16 protein-coding genes are annotated in these 18,864 nt (G+C 73.8%); 11 read left to right on the forward strand and 5 right to left on the reverse strand.

All coding sequences use genetic code 11. The features are described from left to right. Positions 1–155: 155 nt before the first annotated feature. A complete protein-coding gene (gene acs, locus ACZ407_RS31125; RefSeq protein ID WP_468134163.1) occupies positions 156–2,159 on the reverse strand; it encodes an acetate--CoA ligase in 2,004 nt (667 codons plus the stop codon). 146 nt (positions 2,160–2,305) lie between these two features. Further along, positions 2,306–4,669 carry a bifunctional SulP family inorganic anion transporter/carbonic anhydrase gene (locus tag ACZ407_RS31130; RefSeq protein ID WP_468134165.1) on the reverse strand — a complete coding sequence of 788 codons (2,364 nt, stop codon included), beginning with the start codon at positions 4,667–4,669 and terminating at the stop codon, positions 2,306–2,308. 287 nt (positions 4,670–4,956) lie between these two features. Here ACZ407_RS31130 and ACZ407_RS31135 point away from each other — a divergent pair, with 287 nt between their 5' ends. Then, the gene (locus ACZ407_RS31135; protein WP_468134166.1) at positions 4,957–6,270 is read left to right on the forward strand and encodes a polysaccharide deacetylase family protein; all 1,314 of its coding nucleotides are present in this window, start codon (positions 4,957–4,959) and stop codon (positions 6,268–6,270) included. On the opposite strand, the gene ACZ407_RS31140 is transcribed toward ACZ407_RS31135, so the two are convergent. After that, positions 6,227–7,243: an ATP-binding protein gene (locus tag ACZ407_RS31140; protein WP_468134168.1), complete on the reverse strand. Its 1,017-nt coding sequence runs from the start codon at positions 7,241–7,243 to the stop codon at positions 6,227–6,229. The genes ACZ407_RS31135 and ACZ407_RS31140 overlap by 44 nt on opposite strands. Before the next feature lie 102 nt (positions 7,244–7,345). Here ACZ407_RS31140 and ACZ407_RS31145 point away from each other — a divergent pair, with 102 nt between their 5' ends. Next, on the forward strand, positions 7,346–8,167 hold the full coding sequence (locus ACZ407_RS31145) for a Fic family protein (protein WP_468134170.1): 822 nt from the start codon (positions 7,346–7,348) through the stop codon (positions 8,165–8,167). Positions 8,168–8,591: 424 nt separating this feature from the next. Here ACZ407_RS31145 and ACZ407_RS31150 read toward each other — a convergent pair whose 3' ends face one another. After that, positions 8,592–9,449, reverse strand: a complete 858-nt coding sequence (locus ACZ407_RS31150; RefSeq protein ID WP_468134172.1) for an HAD family hydrolase — start codon at positions 9,447–9,449, stop codon at positions 8,592–8,594. Between the two features lie 513 nt (positions 9,450–9,962). On the opposite strand from ACZ407_RS31150, the gene ssd reads away from it, so the two are divergent. The 7 genes from ssd to ACZ407_RS31185 all read left to right on the forward strand — a co-directional run bounded on the left by ssd (position 9,963) and on the right by ACZ407_RS31185 (position 15,291). Beyond that, a complete protein-coding gene (gene ssd, locus ACZ407_RS31155) occupies positions 9,963–11,213 on the forward strand; it encodes a septum site-determining protein Ssd (protein WP_468134228.1) in 1,251 nt (416 codons plus the stop codon). Next, the gene (locus ACZ407_RS31160; protein WP_468134174.1) at positions 11,210–12,358 is read left to right on the forward strand and encodes a TadA family conjugal transfer-associated ATPase; all 1,149 of its coding nucleotides are present in this window, start codon (positions 11,210–11,212) and stop codon (positions 12,356–12,358) included. Before ssd ends, ACZ407_RS31160 begins: the two co-directional genes overlap by 4 nt. Further along, entirely contained in the window at positions 12,355–13,245 is an 891-nt protein-coding gene (locus ACZ407_RS31165; RefSeq protein WP_468134176.1) for a type II secretion system F family protein, read from the forward strand. The genes ACZ407_RS31160 and ACZ407_RS31165 overlap by 4 nt, the downstream gene beginning before the upstream one ends. Further along, complete coding sequence (locus tag ACZ407_RS31170; RefSeq protein ID WP_468134178.1) at positions 13,242–14,030, forward strand: type II secretion system F family protein; 789 nt, start codon at positions 13,242–13,244, stop codon at positions 14,028–14,030. Before ACZ407_RS31165 ends, ACZ407_RS31170 begins: the two co-directional genes overlap by 4 nt. Before the next feature lie 91 nt (positions 14,031–14,121). Next, positions 14,122–14,346, forward strand: coding sequence for a DUF4244 domain-containing protein (locus ACZ407_RS31175; RefSeq protein WP_468134180.1), 225 nt, complete (start codon positions 14,122–14,124; stop codon positions 14,344–14,346). Beyond that, positions 14,333–14,692, forward strand: coding sequence for a TadE family type IV pilus minor pilin (locus tag ACZ407_RS31180; RefSeq protein ID WP_468134182.1), 360 nt, complete (start codon positions 14,333–14,335; stop codon positions 14,690–14,692). Before ACZ407_RS31175 ends, ACZ407_RS31180 begins: the two co-directional genes overlap by 14 nt. Next, positions 14,689–15,291 (forward strand): Rv3654c family TadE-like protein, encoded by a 603-nt coding sequence (locus ACZ407_RS31185; RefSeq protein ID WP_468134184.1) that lies wholly within the window; start codon positions 14,689–14,691, stop codon positions 15,289–15,291. Before ACZ407_RS31180 ends, ACZ407_RS31185 begins: the two co-directional genes overlap by 4 nt. Here ACZ407_RS31185 and ACZ407_RS31190 read toward each other — a convergent pair. Then, complete coding sequence (locus tag ACZ407_RS31190) at positions 15,218–17,710, reverse strand: DEAD/DEAH box helicase (RefSeq protein WP_468134186.1); 2,493 nt, start codon at positions 17,708–17,710, stop codon at positions 15,218–15,220. The genes ACZ407_RS31185 and ACZ407_RS31190 overlap by 74 nt on opposite strands. A gap of 81 nt (positions 17,711–17,791) precedes the next feature. On the opposite strand from ACZ407_RS31190, the gene bldG reads away from it, so the two are divergent. Beyond that, positions 17,792–18,133 carry an anti-sigma factor antagonist BldG gene (gene bldG / locus ACZ407_RS31195; protein WP_046926810.1) on the forward strand — a complete coding sequence of 114 codons (342 nt, stop codon included), beginning with the start codon at positions 17,792–17,794 and terminating at the stop codon, positions 18,131–18,133. Between the two features lie 98 nt (positions 18,134–18,231). Next, complete coding sequence (locus ACZ407_RS31200; RefSeq protein ID WP_468134188.1) at positions 18,232–18,660, forward strand: ATP-binding protein; 429 nt, start codon at positions 18,232–18,234, stop codon at positions 18,658–18,660. Positions 18,661–18,864: the final 204 nt, after the last annotated feature.

Genomic DNA, 18,864 nt, shown 5'->3' on the forward strand with positions numbered 1-18,864 from the left:
AGACTTCCCGGCGCACCCTGAGATATTTCTTTACGCTTTTAACACTTTACAGGGGGTGCGCAAGGACGTATCCGGTGATCATCACTTTAAGCGCGAAAGGGGCATCCGGCGCGCTGCCGGATGCCCCTCCCGGGACGGCCCGTACGGGCCCGGTCTCAGTCCTCGCTGGCGGCGGCGGGCAGCTTGGTCTGGATCAGGTCCATGACCGAGGAGTCGGTCAGGGTGGTGACGTCGCCCAGCTCGCGGTTCTCCGCGACATCGCGCAGCAGACGGCGCATGATCTTGCCGGAGCGGGTCTTCGGGAGCTCCTGGACCGGCAGGATCCGCTTGGGCTTGGCGATCGGCCCCAGGGTGGCACCCACGTGGTTGCGCAGGTCCGCCACCAGCCCCTCGCCCTCGGAGGCGGTGCCGCGCAGGATCACGAACGCGACGATCGCCTGCCCCGTGGTCTCGTCGGCGGCGCCCACGACGGCCGCCTCGGCCACGGACGGGTGCGAGACGAGGGCCGACTCGACCTCGGTGGTGGAGATGTTGTGGCCGGACACCAGCATCACGTCGTCCACGCGGCCGAGCAGCCAGATGTCGCCGTCCTCGTCCTTCTTCGCCCCGTCGCCCGCGAAGTACTTGCCCTCGAAACGGGACCAGTACGTGTCGATGAACCGCTGGTCGTCACCCCAGATGGTGCGCAGCATCGAGGGCCACGGCTCGGTCAGGACCAGGTAGCCGCCACCGCCGTTGGGCACCTCGTTAGCCTCGTCGTCCACGACGGTGGCCGAGATGCCGGGCAGCGCGCGCTGCGCGGAGCCGGGCTTGGTCTCGGTGACGCCGGGGAGCGGCGAGATCATCATGGCGCCGGTCTCGGTCTGCCACCAGGTGTCCACGATCGGGCAGCGGCCGCCGCCGATGTGCTCGCGGTACCAGACCCAGGCCTCCGGGTTGATCGGCTCGCCGACCGAACCGAGCACGCGCAGGCTGGACAGGTCGAACTTGGCGGGGATGTCGTCTCCCCACTTCATGAACGTACGGATGGCCGTCGGCGCGGTGTAGAGGATCGTGACGCCGTACTTCTGCACGACCTCCCAGAACCGGCCCTGGTGCGGGGTGTCCGGGGTGCCCTCGTACATGACCTGGGTGGCGCCGTTGGCCAGCGGGCCGTACACGATGTAGGAGTGCCCGGTGACCCAGCCGATGTCGGCGGTGCACCAGTAGACGTCGGTCTCCGGCTTGAGGTCGAAGACGGCGTGGTGGGTGTACGCGGCCTGGGTCAGGTAGCCGCCGGAGGTGTGCAGGATGCCCTTGGGCTTACCCGTGGTCCCCGAGGTGTAGAGGATGAACAGCGGGTGCTCGGCGTCGAAGGCCTGCGGGGTGTGCTCGGCGGACTGGCGGCCCACCAGCTCGTGCCACCAGACGTCGCGGCCCTCGGTGAAGGCGGTGTCCTGGCCGGTGCGCTGCACCACGAGGACGTGCTCGACCTGCGGGCAGCGGGCCACGGCCTCGTCGATGGCGGGCTTGAGCGCCGAGGGCTTGCCGCGGCGGTAGCCGCCGTCGGCGGTGATGACGAGCTTGGCGTCGGCGTCCTGGATGCGGGAGGCCACGGCGTCGGCGGAGAAGCCGCCGAAGACCACGGAGTGCGCGGCGCCGACGCGGGCGCACGCGAGCATCGCGACGACCGCCTCGGGGATCATCGGCAGGTAGACCGCGACCCGGTCGCCGGCCTGGACGCCCAGCTCGGTCAGGGCGTTGGCGGCCTTGGAGACCTCGTCCTTGAGCTCGGCGTAGGTGATCGCGCGGCTGTCGCCGGGCTCGCCCTCGAAGTGGATGGCGACGCGGTCGCCGTGCCCTGCCTCGACGTGCCGGTCCACGCAGTTGTAGGCGACGTTCAGCTTGCCGTCGGCGAACCACTTGGCGAAGGGCGGGTTGGTCCAGTCGAGGGTCTCGGTCGGCTCGGTGGCCCAGGTCAGCCGGCGGGCCTGCTCGGCCCAGAAGCCCAGCCGGTCTGCCGAGGCCTGTGCGTATGCCTCGGCCGTCACGTTGGCTTCGGCGGCCAGATCGGCGGGCGGCGCGAACCGCCGCTCCTCCTTGAGCAGGTTGGCCAGGCTTTCGTTGCTCACGACATCTCCCTTTCCCAGGGTGTCCGTTGTGTCCCGGGCATAGCTCATCAGTCAGATGCCCAGGTGACAAGGGGTAACCGGAAATTGGTTTAGACCTATTGAGATCGCGGGCTCCCGCGCATGCGGACGGCCCCTCCCCGCTGCAGGGTGCGGGAAGGGGCCATACGGTCTCACGGATCAGGACGCGCGCAGGTTCACGCAGGTGCCTCTTCGAGCGCCGAATGGCGCAAATCCGCCGGTCCCCGCTGCTCCGGGCCGCGTACGGAGGGCATCGGGCCGCATGCGGACTCAGCCGGTCCGGCCTCCGGGGTCACCTGGTCGAAGACGTGGTTGTCGAAAAAACCGTCACCTTCGGTGAGCAGATAGGCCTGGGCCTCGCCCACGTGGAAGTACATTCCGTGCAGTTCGAGGGTGCCCTCGGCGAGCCGCCGGGCCACCGACTCGTGGGCCCGCAGGTGCCCCAGCTGCTGGACCACGTTCGTCAGGCAGAGCTGCTCGACCGCATCGGCCGGCATCCGCCCCGCGATCCTGGCCCACGGCTCGTGCCGGCTGCGCATCCGCTCCAGGCTGGGCAGCCCGTGCCGCAGCCAGCGCCGCAGCGGGGTGGCGGGGGCGTCCGGGGCGTCCGGGCCGGAATTGAGCAGGGCCTGCATGGCCCCGCAGCCCGAATGCCCGCAGACCGTGATGGTGTCCACCTCCAGCACGTCCACCGCGTACTCGATCGCCGCCGCCACCGAGTCGTCGCCCGCCTCGGCACCGGGCAGCGGCACCAGATTCCCGACGTTGCGGACCGTGAAGAGGTCCCCCGGACCGCTTGCCGTGATCATGCTGGTGACCAGGCGGGAGTCGGCGCAGGTCAGGAAGAGCTGGGAGGGGCGCTGACCCTCGCGGGCCAGCCGTTCGAGCTCACCGCGCACATGGGGGGCGGTGTCCCGCTGGAAGGCGTTGATTCCGGAGGCCAGCCGGCCGGCCCCGCGCCGGGGCGCCTCCGCGGCCACCTCGTCCCTGCGGTGGTCGCAGTGGTTCTGCCAGGGGGTCCACGGCCGGCAGCACTGGTGCGCACCCCGCGGGCCCCGCGCCGGCTCGGCCAGCCTGGCCCCGGAGCGGCCCGTCACCTCGACCGTGCCGCCGTGCGCCCGGTGCGAGTCCTGCCAGTCCTGGAGGGTCTCGTACGCCGCGTGGTCCATGAAGGACCCGTCGAGCTCGACCACCACCTGTGCGTCCGGCGGGAGCTGGAGCAGGACCCGGCTGAGCCGCGGCACCGCGAGGAAGGTCAGCTGGCCGCGCACCCGCACGTGGTGCACCCCGTCCCGCACCTCCTGCGTGATCCGCGTACGGGACAGCCGGTGCAGGGCGACCACGACCGCGGCCGTGATGCCGATCGCCACCCCTTCCAGCACGCCCAGCAGGACCACGAAGACCGTGGTCGCCGCGTACACCCCCACCTCGCCGTGCCGGGTGACGCTGCGCATGTGGGTGATGTTCACCATCTGCACGCCCACCGCCATCACCAGCGCGGCGAGCGAGGCCAGCGGGATCAGGTCCAGCACCGGCACCATGACGGCCGCTGCCAGCAGCACCCAGAAGCCGTGCAGGATCGACGAGCGCCTGCTGACCGCCCCGGACTTGACGTTGGCCACGCTGCGGACGGCGACCCCGGTGACGGGCAGCCCGCCGAGGGCTCCCGAGACGATGTTCGCGGCGCCCTGGCCGCGCAGCTCGCGGTCGAGGTCGGCGCGCCGAGGACGGTCGGCGGTGCGCCGCTCGGCGGCGATCAGCTTGTCCGTGGCCACTGCCGAGAGCAGGGACTCCACGCTGCCGACCAGGGTGAGGGTCAGGACGCCCGCGAGGATGCCCAGCACCGGCCCCTCGGGCAGCCCCGGCAGGGCGTGGCTGCTCCAGGAGGGCAGGTCCACCCGCGGCAGGCTGAGCCCGGCGAGCGCAGCGACGGCGGTGGCGGCGGCCACGGCCGCGAGGGCGGCGGGGACCTTCCGCAGGGCCTCGCCGGTCCGCCCCGGGATCCGCGGCCACCCGAGGAACACCAGCAGGGTCAGCGCGCTCATGGCGAGGGCCATCGGGTGCGGGTCGGCCAACTGGCCGGGCAGACCGAGCACGTTGTCCACCGCGGAGCTCTGCGGGCTGCCGCCGAGCACGATGTGCAGCTGGGCCAGGGCGATGGTCACGCCGATGCCCGCGAGCATGCCGTGGACCACGGCGGGACTGACCGCCAGGGCGGACCGGGCGGTGCGCAGTGCGGCCAGGCCGAGCTGGGCCACCCCGGCCAGCACGGTGATGGCGCAGGTGGTGCGCCAGCCGTACCGCTGGATGAGCTCGGCGGTGACCACGGTGAGCCCGGCGGCGGGGCCGCTGACCTGGAGCGGCGCGCCGCCCAGGCGTCCGGCCACGATCCCGCCGGCCGCCGCGGCCACCAGCCCTGCCTGCAGGGGGGCTCCGGTGGCCAGGGCGATGCCGAGGGAGAGCGGCAGCGCGATCAGGAACACGGCCACGGAAGCGGAGAGATCCGCGGCGAGGGGCGAGCGGTTGATGCGTGGGGGCATGGTTCCCGTCTCCTCCGAAGCAGGGGGCGAGCGGCGGGAGTATCAACAGTCGGTAAACGGATCGTAATGCAGAGTAAAGAAGAGGGAAGGAGGAAAGGGGCAATCGGGCTACCGTTTGACTCCCATGGGTGAATAGGCATTTTTTACGGCTTGTCATACGTATTTGGATCGCACCCTCGTGCGACCTTGCAGCCTCCCGCCGGGTCGGCAGCACCACCGACCCGGACGACCGCGGACGGACCGACCCGGGCGACCGCGGACGGACCTGCAAGGAAGAGGGTGGGCGGATGGCCGCCTCGAAGAAGATCGCCGGCGGCCTCGCCGCCACGGCACTCGTCATGGCCGCAGCCGGCTGTTCCGGCCCCGGCGGCCCCGCCGGGCACCCCGGCGCCAAGCGCGCCGCACCGCCCAAGGGCGCCGCCGCCCCGGTCGCACCGGGCAGCGTGCTCCGGCTCATCGGCGACGGCTCGACCTCGTACACCGGCGGCCAGCCCAACGTCGCGACCGCCACCCGCCTCGCCCCCGGGGAGAAGCCCCCGCAGTTCGTCGTCTTCTCCTGGGACGGGGCCGGCGAGGACAGCCAGCAGCTCTTCTCGCACTTCCGCGAAGTGGGCAGGAAGCACAACGCCCGCATGACCTACTTCCTCAGCGGCGTCTACATGCTGCCCGAGGAGAAGCGGGACCTGTACCGCGCCCCGCAGCACGGCCCCGGCCGCTCCGACATCGGCTTCGGCGACCTCAAGGGCATCAAGGACACCGCCGCCCAGCTGCGCGGCGCCTGGCTCGAAGGCAACGAGATCGGCACCCACTTCAACGGCCACTTCTGCGGCCCCGAAGGCGGGGTCGGCACCTGGTCGGTCGAGGAGTGGAAGAGCGAGATCAACCAGGCCAAGTCCTTCGTCAAGAACTGGAAGACCAACTCCGGCCTCCAGAAGGAGAAGGCGCTGCCCTTCGACTACGACAAGGAGCTCATCGGCGCCCGGACCCCCTGCCTGGAGGGCCAGAAGAACTTCATGCTCGCGGCGAAGCAGATGGGCTTCCGCTACGACTCCAGCGGCATCAGCAAGCAGGTCTGGCCCCAGCGCACCGCCGGCCTGTGGGACCTGCCGCTCCAGCTCGTCCCCATGCCCGGCCGCGCCTTCGAGACGCTGAGCATGGACTACAACTACATGGTCAACCAGTCGGGCACGACCTCGCAGGGCGACCCCTCCCAGCACCGCTACTGGGGCGACCAGATGCGCGACGGCCTGCTGAAGGCGTTCGACCGGGCCTACCAGGGCAACCGCGCACCGCTGATCATCGGCAACCACTTCGAGTCCTGGAACGGCGGCACCTACATGCGCGCCGTCGAGGAGACCATCAAGGGCGTCTGCACCCAGAAGGACGTCCGCTGCGTGCCCTTCCGGGAGCTCGCCGACTGGCTGGACGCCCAGGACCCGAAGGTCCTGGAGTGGCTGCGCACCCTTGAGGTCGGCGAGGCGCCGAAGGAGGGCTGGGCGAAGTTCATGACGGCCGGTCCGGCCGCCAAGCCCGCCGCTCCCGCGGCGCCGGCGGCCGTCAAGCCGGCTGCGGAGCAGGCAGGGCGGAGCGAGGAGGACTGACCGCGGCCGGCTCCTCGCGCAGTACGAAGCCGGGGTCCACCTGCGCCGACAGGTCGGCCCCGGTCTTCGCGTTGCCCCAGCTCTCGGCGTTGCGCAGGTGGAAGTGGACCATCTGCTCGGTGTACCGCTCCCAGTCGCGCAGCGGGTAGCGCGCGTCCACCGCGTCCTGCAGGGTCTGCAGCGCCAGGCGGTTCCCCGCCTCCAGCAGCTCGAAAGCGGCCGGGCGGCCCTTCTCCATCGCCCGCACCCAGTCCGAGTGGCCCAGGGCCACGAGCAGGTCCTCGCCGACCTCCGCGCGCAGGAAGTCCAGGTCGTCCTGGCCCTGCACCTTGTTCCCGACCACCTTGAGCGCGACCCCGAAGTCCCGGGCGTACTCCTTGTACTGGCGGTAGACCGACACGCCCTTGAGGGTGGGCTCGGCGACCAGGAAGGTCATGTCGAAGCGGGTGAACATGCCCGAGGCGAAGGAGTCCGAACCCGCGGTCATGTCCACCACGACGTACTCGTCCCGGCCGTCCGCCAGGTGGTTCAGGCACAGCTCCACCGCGCCGACCTTCGAGTGGTAGCAGGCCACCCCGAGGTCCGCCTCGGTGAACGGCCCGGTGGCCATGAGCAGGACGGGCCCGCCGTCCAGCGCGATCCGGCGGCCGCAGGTCGCGTAGACGGGGTTGTCCTCGACCACCCGCAGCAGCCGCGAGCCGGTGCCGGGCGGGGTGGTTTTGATCATGGTCTCGGCGGAGGAGATCCGGGGGTTCGAGCCGCGCAGGTAGTCCTTGATGAGCGGCAGGTGCGCGCCCAGGGCGGGGAGTTCCGCGGCGGCCGCGGGGTCGAGGCCGAGCGCGGCCCCCAGGTGCTGGTTGATGTCGGCGTCCACCGCGACGACGGGGGCTGCAGCGGCTGCGAGGTGGCGGATGAAGAGGGAGGACAGCGTCGTCTTGCCGCTGCCGCCCTTCCCTACGAAAGCGATCTTCATGTTCACCAAGCGTAGCGGCCTGCTCGCGCACTGCGGTCGAGGTGAGTGAAGAAGACCACTCCAACGTGGGGCGGCTGCTATGGGTGCGTAGGCTCCCTACCTATGAGTACGTCTGCCGATCCCCTGGCCGCTCTGGCTTCCCTGCCGGGCGTCGCCGAGTCCGTGGATTCCGTGCGCAAGGCCGTGGACCGGGTCTACGGGCACCGCGTGATGCGCCGCCGCAGCGCGGAGATCACCTCCGAGGCCGCGCTGCGCGGGGCCCGCGGCAGCGCCGCGCTGTCCGGGGCGGACTGGGCGCTCGAAGAGGTCCGCCGGCGCACCGACTTCGGCGCGGACGCCGAGGACCGGACCGTGGGCGCCGCCCTGCGCCTGACCGCCGAGGCCGGCCAGCTGCTGAGCATCTGGCGGCAGTCCCCGCTGCGCGTCCTGGCCCGGCTGCACCTCGTCGCCGCCGGCAAGGGGGCCGCGGAGGACTCGGTGGGCCGGCCGCGGCTCGCGGGCGAGCCGGTCGACGAGCCGCTGATCGGCCTGCCGCTGCCGGACGCCCACGAGGTGGCGGGCCGGCTGGACGGCCTGGCGGGCCTGCTGCTCGCCGGGAGTTCGGCTCCCGCGCTGGTCACGGCCGCGGTGGTGCACGGCGAGCTGATCGCGCTGCGCCCCTTCGGCTCGTACAACGGGCTGGTGGCGCGGGCCGCGGAGCGGATCGTGCTGATCGGCAGCGGGCTGGACCCCAAGGCGATCTGCCCGGCCGAGGTCGGCCACGCGGAACTGGGCCGGGAGGCGTACGCGGCGGCCCTCGACGGCTACGTCTCCGGAACCGCGGAGGGGATGGCGGCCTGGATCGCGCACTGCGGCCGCGCGGTCGAACTCGGGGTGCGCGAGTCCACGGCGGTCTGCGAGGCGCTCCAGCGCGGGGCGGCCTGAGGCTGCCGGAAGGCCCCGGGCGCTGGCCCGGGGCCGGAAAAGGGTTGCGGCGACACCGTCTCGCTCATGGTGTCGCCGCTGGCATTCACGCCCAGTTACCAAGCGTCCTCGATAGTTGCCCATCAGGCCGGGAACTTTGCCCGTGGCCTGGTGCGGCTGGCCCGTAATCGACGGGTCGACGTCGCGTGGGTGCTCGGCGTTCATGCTTCGGTCCGTGGGGCCTTGCTGCGTTCTTAAAGATGATCCTCTCGGATGTCCTTAGGTCTCGCGGGCCGTGAATCCTTTGTACCTCCGATCGGACACAAGCGGAACCCCTGGCCGCACTTCTTTACTTTCCGGGACGATCGGAAGGAATCGGACAGGGGTGCGTCGGTGCAGGTCGGAGGGGGTGCGCCGGGTGTCGGCCCGCCCGTCGCCCCGCTTGTCAGCCCGTCGCGGCCGCGAGGCCCGCGCGGCGCCGGCTGGCGTACCAGACCAGGCCCGCCGTGGCCGCGGCGGCGCCCACCGCGGCCGCGGCGACCAGTGCGGGGCGCGTCGGCATGGACAGCCCGGGCAGCCGCTGCTTGAGCCGCACCGGCCGGTTGAAGACCAGCACGGGCCAGTCCCGGGCCACGGCCTCGCGGCGCAGCGCGCGGTCCGGATTGACCGCGTGCGGGTGTCCGACGGCCTCCAGCATGGGGACGTCGGTGATCGAGTCGCTGTACGCGTAGCAGCGCGCCAGGTCGTAGCCCTCCGACTCGGCGAGCTGCCGCACGGCCTCGGCCTTGGTCGGGCCGTAGGCGTAGTACTCGATCTCGCCGGTGAAGCAGCCGTCCTCGCCGACGACCATGCGCGTGGCCACGACCCGGTCGGCGCCGAGCATCTCGCCGATCGGCTCGACCACCTCGGCGCCCGAGGAGGAGACGATCACCACGTCACGGCCGGCCGTGTGGTGCTCCTCGATGAGGGAGGCCGCCTCGTCGTAGATGATCGGGTCGATGAGGTCGTGCAGCGCCTCGGCCACGATCTCCTGCACCTGCTGCACGTTCCACCCCTTGCAGAGGGCGGAGAGGTACTCGCGCATGCGTTCCATCTGGTCGTGGTCGGCGCCGCCGGCCAGGAAGACGAACTGCGTGTACGCGGTGCGCAGTACGGCGCGGCGGTTGATCAGCCCGCCCTGGTAGAAGGACTTGCTGAAGGTCAGCGCGCTCGACTTCGCAATGACCGTCTTGTCCAGATCGAAGAAGGCGGCTGTGCGGGGCAAGGAGTGGTTTTCCACGCCCCGAGCATATGCGCCAACCATTCGGCGTAAAGTGTGGCGTGTGGGTTTGCCTGAGAAGGCCTTCGGGTACACCATGGAAGTCACGGATCGTTCGCGACCGTGCTAACCCGGTCTGGCTCCTCCCCCCCCGAGTCGGACCGTGGGGACGACCCCCGCTCTCCCCCCCGGCGGGGGTCGTCGCATGTCCGGACGCATATGCGTCCGCTCCTGCGGGGCCTGCAATCGCTCGCATGTCCCCTCCTCCACTCGTACGGCTCCCGATGCGGGCGCCCTCACCCTGTCCGACTCCGTGACGGTGGGTGATGGTTCCGGTGCGCTCCGGAAGTCGCCGTAAAGAGTGACCAAGTTATTCACAGCTTCTGCACTGTCCACAGATTTCGAGCAAGATCCACATCTTTTTCCGGATCCCTGCACGGTGATTCCGGCCGCGAAGTCCGCGGTCTTGGGATTTGCAGTGAGAAGGGGGCGGAGATCGTGTCCCGATCGAAGTCGCGTGAGACGAGTGGACAGTGGGGCCGGACGGCTCCCGAGGCGGTGCGCACCGGCGCGCCGCTGATCATCACCGAGGACCCCGACCTCCTCGACGACCTGCTGCGGCTCTGCGCCGCGGCCGGAGCCGAGCCGTCCGTGCACCATGCGGTGCCGGAGCAAACACCGTACGGCCCCGGAGGCCAGGGCTCCGCCACGGAATCCGGAGGCGGCGGCGGGGGTTCCGCCGGCAGCGGGGGAGGCTCCGGTGGTGGCGGTTCCGGTGGGGGCTCCGATGGTGGCGGTGGCGGTTCCGGTGACGCCAGTGCGGGGGAGCACGCGGACGGGGCGTCCGGCGGCCGGGCCGGGGCCGGTCCGGGCTGGGGGCGGGCTCCCCTGGTCCTGGTCGGCGACGACGCCGCGGGCCGGGTCCGCGGCGCCCCGCGCCGCCCGGGGGTGCTCCTCGTGGGCCGGGACCAGGACGACCCGCGGGTCTGGCGGCAGGCCGTCGAGATCGGCGCCGAGCGGGTCCTGCGGCTCCCCGAGCACGAAGCCTGGCTGGTGGACCGGATCGCCGATGTCGCCGAAGGCGCCGGCCGCCCGGCCCTCGCCGTCGGAGTGATCGGCGGCAGCGGCGGCGCCGGCGCCTCCACCCTCGCCTGCGCCCTCGCGGTCACCGCCGCCCGGGCCGGGGAGCAGACCATGCTGATCGACGGGGACCCGCTCGGCGGCGGACTGGACGTCCTGCTCGGCGGCGAGAGCGCCGAGGGCCTGCGCTGGCCCGACTTCGCCGCCTCCCGCGGCCGGGTCGGTGCCGGAGCCCTGGCCGAATCCCTCCCCGAACTCCACTCCCTGCGGGTGCTGAGCTGGGACCGCGGCGACCGGGTGGTCGTCCCGCCCGCGGCCATGAGGTCCGTCCTCGCCGCGGCCCGCAGGCGCGGCGGGATCGTCGTGGTCGACCTGCCCCGCCGCATCGACGAGGGCGCCGGCGAGGCCCTCGCCCAACTGGACCTCGCCCTCCTCGTGGTCCCGGCCACGCTGCGCGCGGTCGCCGCCGCCAGCCGGGTCGCCGGGGCGGCCGCCATGGTCGCCCGCGACCTGCGGGTGGTGGTGCGCGGCCCCTACCCGCCCGGCCTGGACCCCGACTCCGTCGCCCGGTTGCTGAAACTCCCCCTCGCCGGAGAGCTGCCGCCCGAACCGGGCCTGCGCGAAGCCCTCGAAGGCGGGGAGCCCCCGGGCGCCCGGCGGCGCGGACCCCTCGCCCGGTTCTGCACGGAGTTCTGGACCCGTGCCACCGCCGGGGCGGGTGCGGCATGAGCGCCGGGCTGCTCGACGCCGTGCGGCAGCACCTCGCCGAGAGCGGGGCCGAACCCACCCCGGCCCGGGTCGCCGCCGCGCTGCGGGCCCGCGGGCGGCTGCTCGGGGACGCCGAAGTGCTCGGAGTCGCCCGCGAACTGCGCTCCGAACTGGTCGGGGCGGGCCCCCTGGAACCGCTGCTGGCCGACCCCGAGGTCACCGACGTGCTCGTGGCCGCGCCGGACCGGGTGTGGGTGGACCGCGGCGGCGGGCTGGAGCCGGCCCGGGTGCGGTTCGCCGACGCCGAGGCCGTGCGCAGGCTGGCCCAGCGGCTCGCCGCGGTCGCCGGGCGGCGGCTGGACGACGCCCGGCCCTGGGTGGACGCCCGGCTCCCCGACGGCACCCGGCTGCACGCGGTGCTGCCGCCGGTGGCCGTGGGATCCGCCTGCCTCTCCCTGCGGGTCGTGCGGCCGCGGGCCTTCACCCTCGACGAGCTGGTGGACGCCGGAACCCTGCCGCCGGGCGGACAGCGGGTGCTGCACGCCCTCGTCGAGGCCCGGCTGTCCTTCGTCATCAGCGGAGGCACCGGCACCGGCAAGACCACCCTCCTCAGCGCCCTCCTCGGGCTCGTGGGGCCCGGCGAGCGGATCGTCCTCGCGGAGGACTCCGCCGAACTCCGCCCCGACCATCCGCACGTGGTGCGGCTGGAGACCCGCCCCGCCAACCAGGAGGGGGCCGGGCTGGTCACCCTCGCGGACCTGGTCCGGCAGGCCCTGCGGATGCGGCCCGACCGGCTGGTCGTGGGTGAGGTGCGGGGTGCGGAGGTCGCCGACCTGCTCGCGGCGCTCAACACCGGCCACGAGGGCGGGTGCGGGACGGTGCACGCCAATGCGGCGGCGCACGTGCCGGCCCGGCTGGAGGCGCTGGGCATGGCGGCCGGGCTGGACCGGGCCGCACTGCACAGCCAGTTGGCGGCGGCCCTGTCCGTGGTCGTCCACCTCGTACGGGACCGCACCGGGCGGCGCCGCGTGGCGGAGGTGCACGTTCTGGAGCGTGACCCGGCGGGCCTGGTCGTGACGGTGCCCGCGCTGCGCTGGGCGGCCGGCGGATTCACCCCCGAGCGGGGCTGGGAGCGACTGGAAGCGCTGCTCGGAGGTGCGCGGTGACCGCGGCGGGGGCGACGGGCGCCCTGCCGGCGCTCCTGGCGGTCCTGTGCGCGGGCCTGCTGTGGCAGGCCGGCGGCCGGGACGGCACCGCCCGGCGGGCCCGGCTGCTCCCGGCGGGCGGCGCGGCCGGCCCGGTGCCCGAGCCGCGCGAGGCCTGGCAGGCCCGGGCCGGACGGCTGCGGGCCTGGGCCCTCGGACGGCGGGAGTGGGCCTGCCTGGTGGCCGGCGCCGTGCTGGCCGGGCTGACGGAGTCCCTGATCCCGCTGCTGGGCGGGGGCTTGGCCGTCGTACTGGTGCGCCGGTGGCTGCGGGCCCGGGAGGCGGCGGCCCGGCGCCGGGAGCGGGCCGCCGAGGTGGTGGCCGTGTGCGCGGCCGTGGCCGGGGAGTTGCGGGCCGGCCTCCAGCCGGGGCAGGCGCTGACCGCCGCCCTGCGGGAGGCGGCGGAGGACCGGGGCGGCCCGGGGCCCGCGGATGCGGCCGTGCTCGCGGCGGCTGCGTTCGGCGGGGACGTGCCGGAGGCACTGCGGCAGGCGGCCCGGGAACCCGGCGCGGCGGGACTGGCCGGGCTGGCGGCCTGCTGGCAGGTCTCGGTGGACGGGGGCGCGGGACTCGCGGCCGGACTGGACCGCCTGGAGCGGGCGTTGCGCGCCGAGCGGGACCAGCGGGAGGCGCTGCGGGCCCAGTTGGCGGGGGCCCGGTCCACTGCGGTGGTGCTGGCCCTGCTGCCGGTGGTGGCGCTGCTGATCGGCACGGCCCTCGGGGCCGGACCGCTGCGGGTGCTGCTGCACACCCCGCTGGGCCTGGGCTGCCTGGGTGCGGGGCTGGCGCTGGAGGGCCTGGGGCTGGCCTGGGCCTGGCGGATCGTGCGGACGGGGGAGCGGTCGTGACCGGGCCGGCGGCCGCGGCCTGGCCGCCGGTGTGGCTGCCGGTGTGGCTGCCCGCCGCGGTCCTGGGAGCGGTGTGGCTGGTCGCCGTGCCGTTCCGGGAGCGGGCGGCCCGCCGCAGGTCGCGGCGGCTGCTGTCGCCGGACCCGCCGCCGGGACGCAGGCGGTTCTCCGGGGTGCGGCGTGCGGCCGGGCGGCGGCCCTGGTGGGTGCTGCCGGGAGCGGTGGCCCTCGGCTGGCTGCTGCTCGGCGGAGTGTGGGGCGTACTCGCCGGTGCCGGGGCCGGCTGGCTGCTGCACCGCGCCCGGGCCGCCCGGCCGCCGGAGGGCCGGCCGGATCCCGTGGAGGCGGCCCGTCAGCTTCCGCTGGCCGCCGATCTGCTGGCGGCCTGCCTGGCGGCGGGCGCGGGTCCCCGGGAGGCCGCGGAGGTGGTCGGGGAGTCGCTCGGCGGGCCGGTGGGCGAGCAGCTGGCCAGGGCCGGGGCCGAGATCCGGCTGGGCGGTGAACCGGCCGACGGCTGGGCCCGGCTCGCCGGGATACCCGGTGCGCGGCCGCTGGCCGCCTGCCTGGAGCGGGCGGCCCGGACCGGGGCCCCGGCCGCCGAGCCGGTCGCGCGGCTGGCCGCGGGCCTGCGCGAGGAGCGTGCCCGGGCGGCCCTGACCCGGGCCCAGCGGGCCGCCGTGCTGATCACGGCCCCGGTGGGGCTGTGCTTCCTGCCCGCCTTCCTGGCGGTCGGGGTGGCGCCGGTGGTGATCGGACTCGCGTCCGGTCTGCTCTCCGGCCGCTGAGGACGGAAGGACCCGGCGGCTGCCGTACCGGCAGGTGCCGGAATGCCGGAACACAAGGGATCCGGAACGAACCGGGAGTGGAGGACTTGTCATGCAGAAGCGGATGCGGACCAAGGCGTGGGCGTGGCTCGGGAGGAGGCTGCGGGCGGCCCGGCGGGGTGCCGGGAAGGACCGGGGGATGTCGACTTCGGAGTACGCGATGGGAACCATCGCGGCGTGTGCGTTCGCCGCGGTGCTCTACAAGGTGGTCACGAGCGAGGCGGTGTCGGCGGCCTTGCAGGCGACGATCGGGAAGGCACTCGATGCGCCGTTCTGACCGGGGGTACGTGACGGCGGAGGCGGCGCTCGTCCTCCCGGCGCTGGTCGTGTTCGCGACCCTGCTGGTGTGGGCCCTGATGGCGGCGGCCGCGCAGATCCGCTGCGTGGACGCCGCCCGGGCGGGGGCGCGGGCCGCGGCCCGCTCCGAGCCGGCCGGCCGGGCCCTCGCCATCGCCCGGGAGACGGCGCCGGAGGGCGCCCGGATCGCGCTGGAGCGGGACGGGGAGCTGTGGCGGGTGCGGGTGGAGGCGCCCGCTCCCGGCCCGGGCGCCCTCCGGGTGCGGCTGGGCGCGCAGGCGGTGGCCCTCGCCGAGGACGCGGTGGGGGAGGGGGAGGTGCCGTGAGGCGCGGGGTGGACCGGGAGCGCGGCTCGGCCAGTGTGTGGGCGGTGCTGGTGGCCTGTGTCCTCTGCGCGGTGTTCGGCGGGGTGCTGACGCTGGGCCAGGTGGTGGCGGCCCGTCACAAGGCGGCCTCCGCCGCCGATCTGGCTGCCCTCGCCGCGGCCGCCCGCTGGCAGGACGGAGAGCGGGCGGCCTGCGCAGCGGCCGGCCGGGTGGCCCGCGGGCAGTCCGCGGTGCTGGTCCGCTGCGCGGTGACGGGCGAGATCGCCGACGTGGCGGCCCGCTCCCCGGCCGGCCCGTTCACCCCCGAGATCCGTGCCCGCGCCGGTCCCCCGGAGGCGGCGGACCCGGGGGACCCGACGGGGGCGGACCCGGGGGACCCGACGGGGGTGGTTCCGGCAGGGGCGGACACGGCCGCGGGTGCCGCCGGTCCGGGTCCGCCGGGCGCGGGGTCCGGCCTCCCGGGCGCGGGGCCCGGCCTCCCGGGCGCGGGGCGGCCCGGCCTCCCGGGCGCGGTGCGCGTGCCGGTCAGGCAGGGGCGGGCTGAGCGGGGGGCTCGGGTGAGGGCGGCTCCGGTGGGGCCGCGGAGAGGAGGCGGGTGAGGAGGCGGACGGCGCCGCGCTTGTGGAGGGGGTCGTTGCCGTTGCCGCACTTGGGGGACTGGATGCAGGACGGGCAGCCGGCCTCGCACTCGCAGGCCGCGATCGCGTCCCGGGTCGCGGTCAGCCAGGCGCGGGCGGTGTGGAAGGCGCGCTCGGCGAAGCCGGCCCCGCCGGGGTGGCCGTCGTAGACGAAGACCGTCGGAAGGAGGGTGTCCGGGTGGAGCGGCACGGAGACGCCGCCGATGTCCCAGCGGTCGCACGTGGCGAAGAGGGGGAGGAGACCGATGGAAGCGTGTTCCGCGGCGTGCAGGGCGCCGCCGAGGATCTCCGGGTTGATCCGGGCTGCGTCGAGCTGGTCCTCGGTGACCGTCCACCACACGGCCCGAGTGCGCAGGGTGCGGGGCGGCAGGTCGAGTTTGGCCTCGCCGAGCACCTCGCCGGTGATCAGTTTGCGCCGCAGGTAGGAGACGACCTGGTTGGTGACCTCCACCGAGCCGTAGCAGAGCCGGGCGTCGCCCCAGGCGATCTCCGTCTCGGTCTCCAGGACCGCGATGGAGGTGGTGTCGCGGGCCGTGGTCGAGAAGGGCGGGTCCGCCTGCTCGACCAGGGCGACCGAATCCTCCAGGTCCAGGTGTTTGACCAGGTAGGTGCGGCCCTGGTGGAGGTGGACGGCGCCGTCGTGGACCGCGGTGTGGGAGGCGGACTCGTCCACCGTGCCCAGCAGGCGGCCGGTGCCGGCCTCCACGATCTGCACCGGGCGGCCGCCGCCGCCCCGGATGTCGGTCAGGTCCGCGGCCCGCTCGCGGCGGGTCCAGTGCCAGGCCGTGGCCCGCCGGCGGAGCAGCTTCGCGGCCTCCAGCTGCGGCAGCAGACCGGCGGCGGCAGGGCCGAAGAGGGCGAGGTCGGCATCGGTCAGGGGCAGCTCGGACGCGGCCGCGCACAGGTGCGGGGCGAGCACGTACGGGTTGTCGGGGTCGAGCACGGTGGCCTCGACCGGCCGCCGGAACAGTGCATCCGGGTGGTGCACGAGGTACGTGTCCAGCGGGTCGTCGCGGGCGACCAGCACGGCCAGGGAGCCCTGGCCGGAGCGGCCCGCCCGGCCGGCCTGCTGCCACAGGGAGGCCCGGGTGCCCGGGTAGCCGGCGATCAGGACGGCGTCCAGGCCGGAGACGTCCACGCCCAGCTCCAGGGCGGTGGTCGCGGCCAGGCCGAGGAGCTCGCCCGAGTGGAGGGCGCGTTCCAGGGCCCGGCGTTCCTCGGGCAGGTAGCCCCCGCGGTAGGCGGCGATCCGGCCCGGCAGGGAGCGGTCCACCGCGGCCAGCCGCTCCTGGGCGATCAGGGCGATCAGCTCCGCACCCCGGCGGGAGCGGACGAAGGCGACCGTGCGGACCCCCTGCACGGCCAGGTCGGAGAGGAGGTCGGCGGTTTCGGCGGTGGCGGTGCGGCGTACCGGGGCGCCCTTCTCGCCGTGCAGCTCGGTGAGCGGGGGCTCCCAGAGGGCGAAGACCAGCTCGCCGCGGGGGGAGGCGTCGTCGGTGACCTCCGTGACCGGCAGCCCGGTGAGCCGCTGCGCGGCCACCGCGGGCTCGCTCGCGGTGGCGGAGGCGAGGAGGAACACCGGGTCGGCCCCGTAGCGGGCGCAGAGCCGGCGCAGGCGGCGCAGGACCTGGGCCACGTGGGAGCCGAACACCCCGCGGTACGTGTGGCACTCGTCGACGACCACGAAGCGCAGGGCGCGCAGGAAGGAGGACCAGCGGGGGTGGGCGGGGAGTATCCCCCGGTGCAGCATGTCGGGATTGGTGAGCACGTAGTTGGCGTACTGGCGGACCCATTCGCGTTCCTCGACCGGGGTGTCCCCGTCGTAGACGGCGGGACGGACGGCCTTGCCCAGGGGCGCGGCGAGCTCCCGTACCGCCCGGCGCTGGTCGGCGGCCAGGGCCTTGGTGGGGGCCAGGTAGAGGGCGGTGGCGCCCCGGCCGTTGGGGGCCTCGGCGCCGTCGGCCAGGGCCGACAGGACCGGTGCCAGATAGGCCAGGGACTTGCCGGAGGCGGTGCCGGTGGCCACGACCACCGACTCCCCGTCGAGGGCCAGCTCGGCCGCCGCGGCCTGGTGTGCCCACGGGTGTGCGATGCCCGCCCGACCGATGGCGGCCACGACATCTGTTCGGATGCGATCCGGCCAGACGGCATGGCGGCCCTCCCGAGGGGGCAAATGCTCCGTATGGGTGACGCGTGCAGCCCGGTTCGGCCCCCGTGAGAGCCGGTCCAGGACGGTGCCGGGGGAAGGTCGCGGGTCCTCGGCCGCCGTGGGCCGACCGGGGGGTTCAATGCTGGCCATCGCCACCGAGTGTGTCACTGGCGTGCAGGACAATGGACCGAAGGCGTCGTGCGCGCCTGCCGGTAAGTGATTGAATGCCATCGCGGCTGCCAATCCGTCCCCTACCTTCGGATGGGGAGGCCCCTGGGGGGCGCCGCTCGATAGCAAGGTGCTGGAGGATCCGTGGACCTGTCCCTGTCGACTCGCACTGTCGGCGACCGCACGGTCGTCGAGGTCGGTGGCGAGATTGATGTGTATACCGCGCCCAAGCTGCGCGAGCAGTTGGTCGAGTTGGTGAACGACGGCAGCTACCACCTCGTGGTCGACATGGAGCGGGTGGACTTCCTCGACTCCACCGGCCTCGGCGTACTCGTGGGTGGTCTCAAGCGCGTCCGCGCGCATGAGGGCTCCCTGCGCCTGGTCTGCAACCAGGAGCGCATTCTCAAGATCTTCCGCATCACCGGCCTGACCAAGGTGTTCCCCATCCACACCTCGGTCGACGAAGCCGTCAGCGCCACCGACTGACGTTTTCACCGGAAGTAGCCGGAGCAGAAGAGCGGGGCACCGGGCCGGCCAGGCCCGGGGCCCCTGCCCAGCACGCCCGAACGTCCGAGGGGGAGCCCATGGCCACCGTTGAACTCCGTTTCAGCGCCCAGCCCGAACACGTCCGGACGGCCCGCCTGGTGGCGGCCGCCGTGGCGCGCCGGGCCGGGGTGGAGGAAGCCCTGCTCGACGAGGTCAGGCTCGCCGTCGGCGAGGCCTGCTCGCGCGCCGTCGGGCTGCACCGCGGCAGCGGGGTCTCCGCGCCGGTGCGAGTGGTGCTCACCGAGGAGGAGAAGGTCTTCTCCATCGAGGTAGGCGACGAGGTGCCGGGCCCGGCCGCGGGCGGCGCCCCGGACAGCGGTGCGGCAGCGGCCGACCCCGAAGGCGAGGACGACATGGGACTCGCCGTGATCAGCGGGCTCGTCGACGACTACGAGGTCACCAGCGGCGAGTCCGGCGGTGTGATCCGGATGAGCTGGCCGGCGGCCGGCGCCCCGGAGCTTCCCTGAAAGATCGCTTTCTCCTCCGAGATCATTTCCGCGGAGGGGTTTCCGGTCCTACATTCCGATCTTATTGAAGACCCTGCTGAGCAGGGTCTTTTTTCATTTACCTAGATCATTGATCAGGCGTCAATGCTTTTGCCCCATTACCACCTTCGAGGGTAATGGGGCGCGACGATCAATTGCTGAGGAGCGAGAGCTCGCCAATTCCGT

This window comes from Streptomyces sp. NPDC030809 (assembly GCF_055572195.1).

Coding starts and splice junctions, on each gene's coding strand:
- ACZ407_RS31140 (WP_468134168.1), bottom strand. CDS start 7,243: ATGAAGATCGCTTTCGTAGGGAAGGGCGGCAGCGGCAAGACGACGCTG.
- ACZ407_RS31130 (WP_468134165.1), bottom strand. CDS start 4,669: ATGCCCCCACGCATCAACCGCTCGCCCCTCGCCGCGGATCTCTCCGCT.
- ACZ407_RS31180 (WP_468134182.1), top strand. CDS start 14,333: ATGCGCCGTTCTGACCGGGGGTACGTGACGGCGGAGGCGGCGCTCGTC.
- ACZ407_RS31175 (WP_468134180.1), top strand. CDS start 14,122: ATGCAGAAGCGGATGCGGACCAAGGCGTGGGCGTGGCTCGGGAGGAGG.
- ACZ407_RS31135 (WP_468134166.1), top strand. CDS start 4,957: ATGGCCGCCTCGAAGAAGATCGCCGGCGGCCTCGCCGCCACGGCACTC.
- ACZ407_RS31190 (WP_468134186.1), bottom strand. CDS start 17,710: ATGGCATTCAATCACTTACCGGCAGGCGCGCACGACGCCTTCGGTCCA.
- acs (WP_468134163.1), bottom strand. CDS start 2,159: ATGAGCTATGCCCGGGACACAACGGACACCCTGGGAAAGGGAGATGTC.
- ACZ407_RS31200 (WP_468134188.1), top strand. CDS start 18,232: ATGGCCACCGTTGAACTCCGTTTCAGCGCCCAGCCCGAACACGTCCGG.
- ACZ407_RS31145 (WP_468134170.1), top strand. CDS start 7,346: ATGAGTACGTCTGCCGATCCCCTGGCCGCTCTGGCTTCCCTGCCGGGC.
- ACZ407_RS31150 (WP_468134172.1), bottom strand. CDS start 9,449: ATGGTTGGCGCATATGCTCGGGGCGTGGAAAACCACTCCTTGCCCCGC.
- ACZ407_RS31160 (WP_468134174.1), top strand. CDS start 11,210: ATGAGCGCCGGGCTGCTCGACGCCGTGCGGCAGCACCTCGCCGAGAGC.